16 protein-coding genes are annotated in these 12,024 nt (G+C 75.4%); 7 read left to right on the plus strand and 9 right to left on the minus strand.

Going from position 1 to position 12,024, the window contains the following annotated elements:
* Positions 1 to 18 precede the first annotated feature (18 nt).
* From ACI79P_RS04085 to ACI79P_RS04095, 3 genes are all read left to right on the plus strand, one after another.
* Positions 19 to 771 carry a sigma-70 family RNA polymerase sigma factor gene (locus ACI79P_RS04085; RefSeq protein ID WP_456579747.1) on the plus strand — a complete coding sequence of 251 codons (753 nt, stop codon included), beginning with the start codon at positions 19 to 21 and terminating at the stop codon, positions 769 to 771.
* A 112-nt stretch (positions 772 to 883) separates the two neighbouring features.
* On the plus strand, positions 884 to 2,020 hold the full coding sequence (locus ACI79P_RS04090; RefSeq protein ID WP_456579748.1) for a DUF5667 domain-containing protein: 1,137 nt from the start codon (positions 884 to 886) through the stop codon (positions 2,018 to 2,020).
* 112 nt (positions 2,021 to 2,132) lie between these two features.
* A complete protein-coding gene (locus ACI79P_RS04095) occupies positions 2,133 to 3,035 on the plus strand; it encodes an HAD family hydrolase (RefSeq protein ID WP_456579749.1) in 903 nt (300 codons plus the stop codon).
* A 33-nt stretch (positions 3,036 to 3,068) separates the two neighbouring features.
* Here ACI79P_RS04095 and ACI79P_RS04100 read toward each other — a convergent pair whose 3' ends face one another.
* The 6 genes from ACI79P_RS04100 to ACI79P_RS04125 all read right to left on the minus strand — a co-directional run bounded on the left by ACI79P_RS04100 (position 3,069) and on the right by ACI79P_RS04125 (position 7,171).
* Positions 3,069 to 3,980 carry a lysophospholipid acyltransferase family protein gene (locus ACI79P_RS04100; RefSeq protein ID WP_456579750.1) on the minus strand — a complete coding sequence of 304 codons (912 nt, stop codon included), beginning with the start codon at positions 3,978 to 3,980 and terminating at the stop codon, positions 3,069 to 3,071.
* The gene (locus tag ACI79P_RS04105) at positions 3,973 to 5,079 is read right to left on the minus strand and encodes an NAD-dependent epimerase/dehydratase family protein (RefSeq protein WP_456579751.1); all 1,107 of its coding nucleotides are present in this window, start codon (positions 5,077 to 5,079) and stop codon (positions 3,973 to 3,975) included. Before ACI79P_RS04105 ends, ACI79P_RS04100 begins: the two co-directional genes overlap by 8 nt.
* A 10-nt stretch (positions 5,080 to 5,089) precedes the next feature.
* The gene (locus tag ACI79P_RS04110) at positions 5,090 to 5,188 is read right to left on the minus strand and encodes a 30S ribosomal protein bS22 (RefSeq protein ID WP_012854759.1); all 99 of its coding nucleotides are present in this window, start codon (positions 5,186 to 5,188) and stop codon (positions 5,090 to 5,092) included.
* Positions 5,189 to 5,351: 163 nt separating this feature from the next.
* Positions 5,352 to 5,696, minus strand: coding sequence for a helix-turn-helix domain-containing protein (locus ACI79P_RS04115; protein WP_456579752.1), 345 nt, complete (start codon positions 5,694 to 5,696; stop codon positions 5,352 to 5,354).
* Between the two features lie 357 nt (positions 5,697 to 6,053).
* A complete protein-coding gene (gene proC, locus ACI79P_RS04120) occupies positions 6,054 to 6,872 on the minus strand; it encodes a pyrroline-5-carboxylate reductase (protein WP_456579753.1) in 819 nt (272 codons plus the stop codon).
* Positions 6,869 to 7,171 (minus strand): hypothetical protein, encoded by a 303-nt coding sequence (locus ACI79P_RS04125; RefSeq protein WP_456579754.1) that lies wholly within the window; start codon positions 7,169 to 7,171, stop codon positions 6,869 to 6,871. Before ACI79P_RS04125 ends, proC begins: the two co-directional genes overlap by 4 nt.
* A 59-nt stretch (positions 7,172 to 7,230) precedes the next feature.
* Here ACI79P_RS04125 and ACI79P_RS04130 point away from each other — a divergent pair, with 59 nt between their 5' ends.
* The gene (locus ACI79P_RS04130; RefSeq protein WP_456579755.1) at positions 7,231 to 7,797 is read left to right on the plus strand and encodes a type 1 glutamine amidotransferase domain-containing protein; all 567 of its coding nucleotides are present in this window, start codon (positions 7,231 to 7,233) and stop codon (positions 7,795 to 7,797) included.
* 7 nt (positions 7,798 to 7,804) lie between these two features.
* Here the strand turns inward: ACI79P_RS04130 and ACI79P_RS04135 are convergent, their stop codons facing one another.
* Positions 7,805 to 8,626 (minus strand): hypothetical protein, encoded by an 822-nt coding sequence (locus tag ACI79P_RS04135; protein ID WP_456579756.1) that lies wholly within the window; start codon positions 8,624 to 8,626, stop codon positions 7,805 to 7,807.
* A complete protein-coding gene (locus ACI79P_RS04140) occupies positions 8,626 to 9,570 on the minus strand; it encodes a Ppx/GppA phosphatase family protein (protein ID WP_456579757.1) in 945 nt (314 codons plus the stop codon). The genes ACI79P_RS04135 and ACI79P_RS04140 overlap by 1 nt, the downstream gene beginning before the upstream one ends.
* An 82-nt stretch (positions 9,571 to 9,652) precedes the next feature.
* On the opposite strand from ACI79P_RS04140, the gene ACI79P_RS04145 reads away from it, so the two are divergent.
* Complete coding sequence (locus ACI79P_RS04145; protein WP_456579758.1) at positions 9,653 to 10,492, plus strand: hypothetical protein; 840 nt, start codon at positions 9,653 to 9,655, stop codon at positions 10,490 to 10,492.
* Here ACI79P_RS04145 and ACI79P_RS04150 read toward each other — a convergent pair.
* Positions 10,376 to 11,461, minus strand: coding sequence for a helix-turn-helix domain-containing protein (locus tag ACI79P_RS04150; RefSeq protein ID WP_456579759.1), 1,086 nt, complete (start codon positions 11,459 to 11,461; stop codon positions 10,376 to 10,378). The two genes, ACI79P_RS04145 and ACI79P_RS04150, sit on opposite strands and share 117 nt — an antisense overlap.
* Positions 11,462 to 11,542: 81 nt before the next feature.
* Between ACI79P_RS04150 and ACI79P_RS04155 the strand changes: the two genes are divergently transcribed.
* On the plus strand, positions 11,543 to 11,761 hold the full coding sequence (locus ACI79P_RS04155) for a hypothetical protein (protein ID WP_456579760.1): 219 nt from the start codon (positions 11,543 to 11,545) through the stop codon (positions 11,759 to 11,761).
* Between the two features lie 10 nt (positions 11,762 to 11,771).
* Positions 11,772 to 11,960 (plus strand): DUF3072 domain-containing protein, encoded by a 189-nt coding sequence (locus ACI79P_RS04160; RefSeq protein ID WP_456579761.1) that lies wholly within the window; start codon positions 11,772 to 11,774, stop codon positions 11,958 to 11,960.
* Positions 11,961 to 12,024: the final 64 nt, after the last annotated feature.

Raw genomic sequence — 12,024 nt, forward strand, 5'->3', positions numbered from 1 at the left:
AGGAGGTCGAACGCCCGCATGCCGCACCCGCTGGATGCCGAGCGGTCCGCCGAGCCCCGCCCGCGTCCGACGCCGTTCCCACGCGCGAGCTCCGAGGCCCTGCCCGTGCCCGTGGGGGCCCACCCGCCCGCCGGCCCCCCGGTCGCCGCGCCCGACGCCGCCGACCTGCCCACCGAGGTCGTCGCGGAGCTCGCCGAGGTCGACCCGGGCCCGGTGGCGGCCGGCGACGTCGACGTCTGGGAGCTGGTGCGCCGGACGCAGGCCGGGGACGCCGAGGCCTTCGGCAGGCTCTACGACCACTACGTGACGCTGGTGCACCGGTACGTCTACCACCGGGTCGGCGACCGGGCGACGGCCGAGGACGTCACGAGCGAGACCTTCGTGCGCGCGCTCCGGCGGATCGACTCGCTGTCGTTCCAGGGTCGCGACGTCGGCGCCTGGCTGGTCACGATCGCCCGCAACATCATCCGTGACCAGGTCAAGAGCAGCCGCTTCCGGCTGGAGGTCAGCACCGCGGACATGCGGGACGCCGACCGGGCCACCGACGGCCCCGAGGACGCCGTCCTGCAGCACCTCACCAACGAGCAGCTGCTCGCCTGCGTGCGGCAGCTGGGGAGCGAGCAGCAGGAGTGCATCGTGTTGCGGTTCCTGCACGGTCTCTCCGTCTCCGAGACTGCCGAGATCATGGGGAAGAAGGACGGCGCCATCAAGGCGCTGCAGCACCGGGCGGTCCGGCGGCTGGCGAGCCTGCTCCCGGAGGGGCTGCGGTGACCCGTGCCGCGCGGCCGGCCGTAACCGGCGGGACCGCTGCGTCGTTGGGCAGGTCCTGGCGGTCCCCCGCCGGAACCGGGAGCTGCGCCGAGGCGAGGACGGGAGGTGGCGGGTGATCCGGCCCGAGGACGGCTCGACGCTGACCGGTCCTGGCACCGAGGCGGCGGTAGCCGCCCGTCTCGAGGCCCTCGCCACGCAGCTCGACACGGGTCCCGACCCCCAGTACCGGGCCCGGGCGCGCGCCCGCCTCGTGGCGATGGCCGCCGTCCGCACCCCGGAGCCGGCGCCCGGCTCCCTCGGCCGGCGGCTGCTCGCCGCCCGCGCGGTGGACCGGCCGCCGTCGCGGTGGCGGGGACGGATCACCGCCGGGTTGGCCGGGGCGGCGGTCGGCGTGACCGGCCTGGCTGCGCTGGTCGCCGTGGCGGCCGGCGCGCAGCCGGGCGACCCCCTCTACGACCTCAAGCGCGGCACCGAGCAGACCCAGCTCGCCCTCGCCGGCGACAGCCGCGGCCAGACCCTCCTGGAGCTGGCCGCCACCCGGCTGGAGGAGCTGACCCGCCTGGCCGGGACGGGGGAGCCGGCGCTGGTCGCGCGCACGCTGCAGACCATGGACCAGCACACCACCGAGGGCGCCGGCTGGCTCACCGGGCGAGCGGTGCAGACCCTCGACCCCGCGCCGCTGGACGTCCTGGCCCGCTGGACCGCCGAGCAGTCGGGTGCGCTCGCGACCCTGGCCGACGACGTGCCGGCGGACGCCGCACCGGCCTTCGGGCGGTCCACCGCGCTGCTGGACGCGCTCACCAGCCGGGTCGACGGGCTCCGCGGGGCGCTGCAGTGCGAGGCGGGCCCGGCCGTCCTCCGGGACGACGCCCTCGGCCCCGTCCCGGGGCCCTGCTCCACCGACGGCCCGGCGACCGTCGCCGAGGAGCCGCCCGGCCCCGCGCCTGCCGACCCCCGCACGGAGGTCCCGCCCTCGGCAGTCTCCACCGGCCCCGCGGCGCCGTCCGCTCCGCCCGCCCGCGGGCCGGCGGGTGAGCCCGGGCCCCCGGCGCGGGGCACCGGGCCCACGACCGTCGCGACCCCCGCGCCGACCGGCCTCGCGCCGCCCCCCGTGCCGAGCCTGCCGGTGCCGGCCGGCCCCGGTACGGGCAGCGTGACCACGACGACGCCCCCGCCGGTGGTCGCCGTCCCCCTGCCGGGCCCGCTGGACGTCTGCCTGCCGCCGCTGATCACCATCGGCGACTGCTGACCACCGCCTCGGCCGGGCTGCCGGCCCGGCTAGGGTCGCAGGGGCGGTGCAGGGGGACGGCGCCAAGCCCAGTTCCCGGTGCAGCGGAACGGATCGAGTGAGGGAGGTCGCCGTGCCCCGACTGTCCGTGCGCGGTCGCCGCGCCGCGCAGACCGACGAGGAGATCCGCGCCCACGTCGCCGGCGCCGCCTCGGCCGCGGCCGCCGAGGTCGCGAGCCCGCCCGCCGTCGAGCCCGACCTCACGGCCGCGGCCTTCTTCGACGTCGACAACACGATGATGATGGGCGCCTCGCTGTTCTGGTTCGCCCGCGGGCTGGCGGCGCGCAAGTACTTCTCCAACCGGGACCTGGCGCGCTTCGTCTGGCAGCAGGCCAAGTTCCGCATCGCCGGCAACGAGAGCGCCGACGACATGCTCACCATCCGGGAGAACGCGCTGGCCTTCGTCGCCGGCCGTGAGGTCTCGGAGATCCAGCAGGCCGGCGAGGAGATCTACGACGAGCTGATGGCCGACCGCATCTGGTCGGGCACCCGCGTGCTCGCGCAGCAGCACCTCGACGCCGGCCAGCGGGTGTGGCTGGTGACGGCCACGCCGGTGGAGCTGGCGTCGATCATCGCCCAGCGGCTGGGCCTGACCGGCGCGCTGGGCACCGTCTCGGAGATCGTCGACGGGCGGTACACCGGCCGGCTGGTCGGCGAGCTGATGCACGGCCCGGCGAAAGCGGAGGCCGTCCTCGCGCTCGCCGAGCGGGAGAGCCTGGACCTCTCCCGGTGCACCGCCTACAGCGACTCGGCCAACGACCTGCCGATGCTCTCGCTGACCGGCACGGCGGTGGCGGTCAACCCCGACACCGAGCTGCGCGCCGAGGCCCGCGCCCGGGGCTGGACCATCCGCGACTTCCGTACCGGACGGAAGGCGGCGAAGATCGGGCTGCCCACGGTCGCCGCGGCCGCGGTCTCCGGTGGGCTCGTCGGCGGCACGATCGCCCTGCGCCGCCGCAACAAGCTGCCGTGGTGACAAGAAGGACCCTCGTCCGCTCGGCGCGGGCGGTCAGCTGAAGACGCTCCTGCGCTGCAGCAGGAGCTGGTACAGCGAGTGCTGGATCGTCTCGCGCACCTGGTCGGTCAGGTTGAAGACCAGCATCGGGTCCTCCGCCGCGGCCGGGCCGTAGGACGCCGTCTCGATCGGGGCGCCGAAGGCGATCAGCCACTTCGAGGGCAACGGCACCAGACCCAGGGGGCCGAGCAGCGGGAACGTCGGCGTCACCGGGAAGTACGGCAGGCCCAGCAGGCGGGCGGCGGTGCGGGCGTTGCCGATCATCGGGTAGATCTCCTCGGCGCCCACGATGGCGCACGGGATGATCGGCGCCCCGGTGCGCAGCGCCGCGGAGACGAAGCCGCCCCGGCCGAAGCGCTGCAGCGTGTAGCGCTCGCGGAACGGCTTGCCGATGCCCTTGAACCCCTCGGGGAAGACGCCCACCAGCTCGCCGCCGGTCAGCAGCCGCTCGGCGTCCTCGTTGCACGCCAGCGTGGCCCCGAACTTCCGGGCCAGCGCGCCGACCCCGGGCAGCTCGAAGACGAGGTCGGCGCCGAGCAGGCGGAACCGGCGTCCGGCCGGGTGCTCGTCGTGCAGGGCCACGGTGGTCATGAGCGCGTCCACCGGGAGGGTGCCGGAGTGGTTGGCCACCACGAGCGCCCCGCTGTCGGCGGGCACGTTCTCCAGGCCGAAGGTCTCCACCCGGAACCACCGGCGGAACAGCGGGCGCAGCGCCGGGAGCAGGACGTGGTCGGCGAGGTCGGGGTCGAAGCCGAACTCGTCGGTCTCGTACTCGCCGGTCAGCCGGCGCTGGAGGAAGTCGACGCCGCCGGCGAGCTGCTCCTCCCACCCCGGGGGTGCGGAGGGTGCGGCCACACGGGGCTCGTCGTCCTCGGGGCGCAGCCGGATGACCCGGGCCTCAGGCATCGCGCACCGCCCGCAGCCCCGGCGCCGGCGGGGCCGGCCGGAACCGGTGCTCCACGGCCGAGGCGGTGTCGCCGAGCCGGCCCAGCACCGACCGCAGCCCGCCGCCCACCGCCCGGACGGCCCCCGGGTCGAGGACCGGGGGCACCGTGCGCGCGTAGTCCGCCAGGGCGGCCGCGGTGGTGTAGCGGGGGGTGCAGCCGAACGTGGTGCGCAGCACCGTGGTGTCCACGACGCGGCCGAAGTTGAGGAAGCGCATCTGCTCCGGGGAGTAGTCGACGAAGCCGAACCGGCGCGACAGGCGCCCGACCGAGCCCAGCGCCGGCGAGGGCAGCGGGACCTCGATGCGACCGAGGCGGCGGATGGCCTGCGACAGCAGGAGGGTGCCCTCACCGCCCACGTTGACGGTGCCGACGAAGTCGCCGGTGGTGGCCCGGGTCAGCACCGCGAGGGCGTCGTCCTCGTGCAGCAGCTGCACCCGGGCGTCGTAGCCCAGGGCCGTGGGCACCAGCGGCATCCGGAGGAAGCCGGTCAGCAGCGAGTCGATGCGCGGACCGATGAAGTTGGTGAAGCGGAGCACCGCGACGTCGACGTCGGGACGGCGGCGCCCGAAGGAGCGCACGTAGCCCTCGATGTCGACGCTGTCCCGGGCGAACCCGCCGGAGGGGACCTGGCGCGCCTGCATGGTCTCGGTGAAGACGGCCGGGTCGCGCGAGGACGCGCCGTAGACGGCGCTGGTCGACTTCAGCACGAACCGGCGCACCGACGACGCGCGCTGGCAGGCGGCCAGCAGCTGCATCGTGCCGATGACGTTGAGCTCCTTCATCGGCACCCGCCCACCGGAGCCGGCGGGCGTGGAGCTGATGTTCATGTGCACGACGGTGTCGACCGACGCCGCGGCGATGACCTTGCCGATCAGCGGGTTGCGGATGTCGGCCCGCACGAACTCGGTGCGACCCAGCCGGCGGAGCATGGCCGGCGACGGGGGGACGGTGTCCACCCCGATGACCCGCTGGATGCGCGGATCGGAGGCGAGCTCGGCCGCCAGCGCGCCACCCAGCCACCGGCTCACACCGGTGACGAGGACGACCGCGGGCGGCACGAGCCTCAGCTCACTTCTTGTTGCGGCGCTGGACGCGCGTCTTCTTCAGCAGCTTGCGGTGCTTCTTCTTCGCCATCCGCTTGCGCCGCTTCTTGATGACCGAACCCACGTGTGCTCTCCCGACTTCGCGAAATGATCAGCTCGAACGCGGCAGCTGGACCGTGTCCCGCCCTCGCCCGGCGACCGAGCGTACCCGAGCCACCCCGCGGCGACGCTGCCGCGGGCGGCTCGGAGGAGACGACGTGGCTCCGTCCCGGAGGACGGGACCGTTCTCAGGCGATGTCGGTGTAGGCGTCGCGCAGGTAGTCCTGCACGGCGCGCTCCGGCACGCGGAACGAGCGGCCGACGCGGACGGCGGAGAGCTCGCCGGCGTGGACGAGGCGGTACACGGTCATCTTCGAGACCCGCATCATCGAGGCGACCTCGGCGACGGTCAGGAAGGTGACGGCGGCGCGGGGGGCCGGGACGGCCGGGCGGCCGATCGGCATGGCGGCGGGGTGCTGGGCCGGGACCGGGCGGGCGACCGCCGCGGCGTTCATCGGGCGACCCATCTGACGGGGCATGGGCATCCCCGGACGGACGACGGTGGCGGCAGCGTGGCGCTGGGGCATGGTCATGTCTTCGTCTCCGGAACCTAGCTCGTGTCGTGGCGCCGGCTTCCCCACCGGCAACTGAACACGCACGCGCTGGTACTGAGAGTAAGGGGACGCGCGTGACGGAAGCGATGGGTGAAACGAACAGGCGGACCGGTCCGTCCTAGGCAGAACTACACGTATGCAACACGGTGCACACCCGTCCCGGCGCGTTTCGCGACACGGTGAGAAGTCGGTGACGCAGCGTCGTACCGATCCGCGCAGATGTGCATTACCGTGCTCGTCCGCTCACGCCGGGTGCCCGTCGACCTGTCGACACGAGAAGGCGGGGGCACCGCGTCCCGCCCGGTCGACGTCAGGACTTGTCGTCACGACTCGTCGTCAGGACTCGTCGCGGCCCAGCTCCACCGAACGGGCGTGGGCCGCCTCGATGGCGGCCATCAGCGCGGCGCGGACGCCGTGCTTCTCCAGCTCCCGGATCGCGGCGATCGTGGTGCCACCGGGGCTGGAGACCGCCTCGCGGAGCTGGACCGGGTGCTCGCCCGAGTCCCGCATCATCACCGCCGCGCCCAGCGCCGTCTGGACGATGAGGTCTGCGGCCAGCGCCCGCGGCAGGCCCAGCAGGATGCCGGCGTCCACCATCGCCTCGACGAGGTAGAAGAAGTAGGCGGGGCCACTGCCCGACAGCGCCGTGACGGCGTCCTGCTGCGACTCGGGCACCCGGCGCACCTGCCCGACCGCGGCCAGCAGCGCCTCGGCCTCGTCGAGGTGCTCCTCCCCCGCGTGCGCGCCGGCCGAGAGCACGCTCATGCCCTCGTCCACGAGCGCGGGGGTGTTCGGCATGACCCGCACGACCGGGACGCCGGGCGGCAGCGCCGCCTCGATGCGCGCCGTGGGCACGCCCGCGGCCACGGAGACGACCAGGTGCCCCGTGTCGACGTGCTGGGCCACCAGGCCGAGGAGCGTCTCGATGTCCTGCGGCTTCACCGCGAGGAGCAGCACCCGCGCCCGGGCCGCGGCGTCGGCGAGCCCCACCGCGGGGACCCCGTAGCGCCCGGTGAGCTCCGCGGCGCGCCCCGCGCTGCGCTCGACGACGAGGAGCCCGTCGGCCCCGGCGCGCCGGACGAGGCCGGAGAGCAGCGCCTCCCCGATCTTGCCGCCGCCGATGATGGCCAGGCCGCGGCGGCCGGTGGCGGTCACGACCGCACCCCCGCGACGGGCGCCGGCACGCGGACGGCGTGGCCGGCGGCGAGCAGGCGGTGCTGCTCCTCGGTCGGGGCTCCCCAGTGCATGACGTGCTCCCAGCTGTCGGGCGCGCGGCCGCTCCGGGCCGCGCGCTCACCGGTGATGGCGATCTGTCGTGGATCGACGATCGCGACGGGCGGCTCCCCGTCGCCCGCCACGAGGGCGGCGAGGCAGCGGCCTGCCGCGCGGACGGCGCCCCCGGGACGCAGGGCCGCGCGGGCGCGGAACCGGCGGGCGCGCAGGCGGACGGGCACGCCCGAAACCGTAGTGCGCGGGCGTGTGCCGCCTCCGGGTGCCGGGTAGCGCCGCCCCCATGGCAGGAGAACTGGACGGGATGAGGGTGGCCGTGCTGGCCACCGACGGTGTGGAGCAGGTCGAGCTGGACCGCCCCTGGCAGGCGCTGGAGGAGGCGGGTGCGGAGCCGGAGCTGGTCTCGTTCTCGACGGGCACCATCACCGCCTACGAGCACATCGACAAGGGCGAGAAGCGGACGGTCGACACCGACCTGGGCTCGGCCGACCCGGACGACTACGCGGCCCTCGTCCTGCCCGGCGGCGTGATCAACGGCGACTTCCTGCGCGCGGACGCCGACGCCGTGACCTTCGTCAAGGCCTTCTTCGACGCCGGGAAGCCGGTGGCGGCGATCTGCCACGCCCCCTGGGTGCTCATCGAGGCCGGCGTCGTGCGTGGCCGGCGCATGACCTCCTGGCCCTCGCTGCAGACCGACCTGCGCAACGCGGGCGCCCAGTGGGTGGACGAGGAGGTCGTGGTCGACGGCAACCTGGTGACCAGCCGCAAGCCCGACGACCTCGACGCGTTCGGGGCGGCGATCGTCGACGAGTTCGCCGCGTCGCGCGACGCCGAGCCGGCCGACGCCTGACCGGCGGTCAGGACGTCGCGAGGAGGGTGGCCGCCGGGGCGATCGTGAGCAGCGTCCCGGCGAACACCAGGACGGCGAGCAGCCGGGCGCCCACCGGTTCGGCGCCCTGGCGCTCCCGCCACAGGTTGACCCCGGCCACGAGGCCGGTGACCGCGAGCGGCGCCAGGAAGACGGCCAGGTGCGGGATCATCTCCCAGAGCACCGTGGCGGCGAAGTAGATGCCCACCCCCGCCGCGAGGGCGATGACCAGCTCGCCGGCGAACCGCAGCCAGGCCAGCGCGCTCTCGCGCGGGGTGGTCTCGAGGTCGGCCTCCGGGTCGTCCGCCCGGACGACGAGGATCGGCCCGGTCGAGGCGACGTTGTCGCGGGGGGTCGCGCCGGCGGCCGTGGCCCCCCGGGCTGCCCGGCGGGTGGCCGTGCGCTGCGCCCCGGCGCGATCGGCCTCGCTGTGGGCGCTGCGCGCCGCCTCCTCCCCCGCGGCCCGCCGCAGTGGCGGCACGGGGCCCGAGGGGTGCGGGACACCGGGCTTGCGGTCCGGGCGCAGCCCCGGGATGGCCGCGGTCACGGGATCGGCGGCCCGCCCGGACGCCCGGCTGTCACGGGCCGGCGCGGCCGGGGCCGGCTCCGGGCCCTGCAGGTCGCTGCGGCGCCGGCCGTAGCCGGCGCGGTCGCCCCCCGCGTCGGCGCGCCGCTGGCGGATCCCGGTCTCGTCGTCGTCGTCGGAGCGCCGTCGGCGGGCGGTGCGGGCGGCCGACTCGATGCCGGCCTCGCGCAGGATCTCGGCGAGCGAGCGACCTCCCGTGTCCGGGTTCCAGTCCGGTTCGGTCATCACGCCCCTCCCAACGAGTCCAGCCGGCGGAGGATGACTCCCTCGCGCAGGGCCCACGGACAGATCCGCACGCACCGTACGTCGAGCGCACGCAGCGTAGCGGCAGCCACGACGGCACCGGCGGGAACCTGGTGCGCTCGGTCGGGCGAGACCCCCCGCAGTTCGGCCAGCGCCGAGCTCTCGATCCGCGAGATGAAGCCGACCAGCTGCCCCAGCCCGTCGGCGGTCAGCTCGCGCGAGACCTGCAGCCCCGCCGAGTAGGGGGCGGCACCGGTGAGGCGGGCGAGCGTGCGGAAGGTCTTGCTGGTGGCCGCCACCAGGTCCGGCGCCCCGGCGCCGCGGAGCTTCTTCGCCGCCGGCTCGATCAGCCCGCCGGCGTAGTCGGCGAGCTCGTCCAGCGCCGCCAGGTCCGGCCGCCCGCCCCGCTGCGCCTCGGGCAGGAAACGCCGGGTCATGCGACCCGCGCCGAGCGGCAGGGACAGGGCGACGTCCGGCTCCTCGTCGACGCCGCTGGCCAGCTCGAGGGACCCGCCACCGATGTCGAAGATCAGCAGCCGACCCGCGCTCCAGCCGAACCACCGGCGGACGGCGAGGAAGGTCAGCCGCGCCTCGTCCTCGCCGCTCAGGACCTGCAGCTCGACGCCGGTGCGCTCGCGGACGCGGTCGAGCACCTCGAGGCCGTTGGCCGCGTCGCGGATGGCGGAGGTCACCATCGCGAGGAGCTCCTCGCAGCCCTGCTTCTCGGCCTGGACGCAGGCGTTCTGCACCGCGCGCAGGAGCGCCTTCTCCCCCGCCTTGGACAGCATCCCGTCGTCGCCGATCTGCTCGGCGAGCCGCAGCAGCCAGCGGTCGTCGTGCATCGGCGTGGGGTGCGCGCCGCGGTGGGCGTCCACCACCAGCAGGTGCACCGTGTTCGAGCCGACGTCCAGCACACCGAGTCGCATGGGACCAGTCTGCCCGGCTCCCCCGGGGCTCGCGCCGAGCGCAGCCAGGTGGGACGACGGGGGGTCCTTCTAGGCTGGCCCGGTGCGGAACGAGCCCCCCGACGAGGTCGCCCCCGACTTCGCCCGCGAATGGGTGGAGTTCCCCGACCCCGCCGACCCCGACCACCTGGTCCGGGCCGACCTGACCTGGCTCACCTCGGCGTGGACGTGCGTCTTCGGCCGCGGCTGCGCCGGTGTGGTGGAGGGACGGGCGGACGACGGCTGCTGCACCCACGGCGCCTTCTTCACCGACGAGGACGACCTCCACCGGGTCACCGCCGCGGTGGCCGACCTCACCGACGAGGACTGGCAGCTCGCCCCCGCCGGACGCGGCGGGTGGACCGAGGAGGACGACGCCGAGGACCCGCCGGAGGGTGGCGCCGCCGGCGAGCCGGCGCGGTCGCTGCGGACCCGCGTGGTCGACGGCGCCTGCGTCTTCCTCAACCGGCCCGGGTTCGCCGGCGGCGCGGGCTGCGCGCTGCACCGGATGGCGCTGCGCACCGGACTGCACCCGCTGACGACCAAGCCCGACGTGTGCTGGCAGCTGCCGGTGCGCCGGGAGCAGGAGCACGTGGACCGGCCCGACGGCACGCGGGTGCTCGTCTCGACGATCGGCGAGTTCGACCGGCGCGGGTGGGGGCCCGGCGGCCACGACCTGCACTGGTGGTGCACCGGATCGCCCACCGCGCACGTCTCCCCCGAGCCGCTGGTGCAGACCTACGCCGCGGAGCTGGTCGCGCTGCTCGGCGGCCCGGCGTACGACGAGCTACGCCGGCTGGCCGAGCTGCGGCTCGACCAGGGGCTGATCGCGCCGCACCCGGCCAGCCCCGCCCTCGCCGGGCCGGTGCCCGTCCAGCTGCACCGGCGCCGTCCCGAGGCGTGAGACCGCCCCGGCCCGGAAGGTCTGCCGGTACGCCCGCGGGGAGACCCCGCGCCGGCGGGTGAACTGCTCGCGCAGCCCGGCCGCGGTGCCGAAGCCGACCAGCCGGGCGATCTCCTCGACCGGCGCGTCGCTGTTCTCCAGCAGCTCCTCGGCGGCCGCCAGGCGCTGCGCGAGCAGCCAGGCGTGCGGCGTCGTCCCGGTGGTCGCCTTGAACCGCCGGGCGAAGCTGCGCGGGCTCATCAGCGCCCGCCGGGCGAGGACGTCGACGGAGAGCTCCTCGGCCAGGTGCTGCCCGGCCCACTCGAGCACCAGACCGAGCAGGTCGTCGGAGCACGCGGGCACCGGGGCGTCGATGAACTGCGCCTGCCCGCCGTCGCGGTGCGGGGGGACGACCATCTCGCGGGCCAGCGCGTTGGCCGCGGCGGCGCCCCACTCGCGGCGCACCAGGTGCAGCAGCGCGTCGACGCCGGCCGCCGTGCCCGCCCCGGTGAGGATGCGCCCGTTGTCCACGTACAGCACCGCCGGGTCGACCTCGAGCTGCGGGTAGCGGGCGGCCAGCTCGCCGGCGTAGCGCCAGTGCGTGGTCACCCGCAGCCCGTCGAGCAGGCCGGTGGCGGCCAGGGCGAAGACGCCCGTGCAGTGGCTCACCAGGATCGCGCCCCGGGCGTGGGCCCGCCGGAGGGCGTCCAGCAGCGCCGGGGAGGGGCGCCGGTCGACCACCTCCCAGGCGGTGACGAGCACGATGTCCGACCGGTCCAGCCGGTCGAGGCCGTGCTCGACGAGGATCCCGATGCCGGTGTCGGTGCGCAGGACGCCCGGCTGCTCGGCGACGAGCGCGAAGTCGAAGCGGGGCAGGCCGATCTCGGGACGGTCGTAGCCGAACACCTCGTTGCTCACCCCCAGCCCGAAGCTGGCGACGAGGCCCTCGCCGACCACGAGGCTGACCACGAGCGGGCGTCCGGATGCCATGCGCAGACTATGGCAGAAAAGCTGCGCTAGCGGTCACTCCTGCCACTCGTGCGGGCGGACGGCCGGCGCCACGCTTCTCCCATGTTGCTGATCACCTGCCCCGTGACCAGGACCGACGAGCTGGTCGCCGACCGGCGCATCCGGTCGGTCACCAACCACCCGACGCACATCGCCCTGCACGTGGAGTGCCCCGCCTGCGGGGCGGTCCACGTCTACCCGACCGGCCGGCGGTGGGCGGCGACGCAGGCCGCCCGCGCCGCCGCTCCCGTCCGGCAGGCGCCCGAGCTGCACCCGGCCTAGCATCGAACACATGAGCGAACCGACCGCTGCCGACCAGACCACCGAGAAGGACCCGGACGACTGGGTGACCGGGGACGAGCCCGCCACCGGGGCGCAGAAGAGCTACCTCGAGACGCTCGCCCGGGGGACCGACGAGGAGATCCCCGAGGACATCTCGAAGGCCGACGCCTCCAAGAAGATCGACGACCTGAAGTCGTAGGACCCCGGCCCCGTCCCGGGTCCCACCCCGAGCGTGCGAGGGGTGGGGAGGACGGGGTCCTTCT

This window comes from Blastococcus sp. SYSU DS0510 (assembly GCF_054050835.1).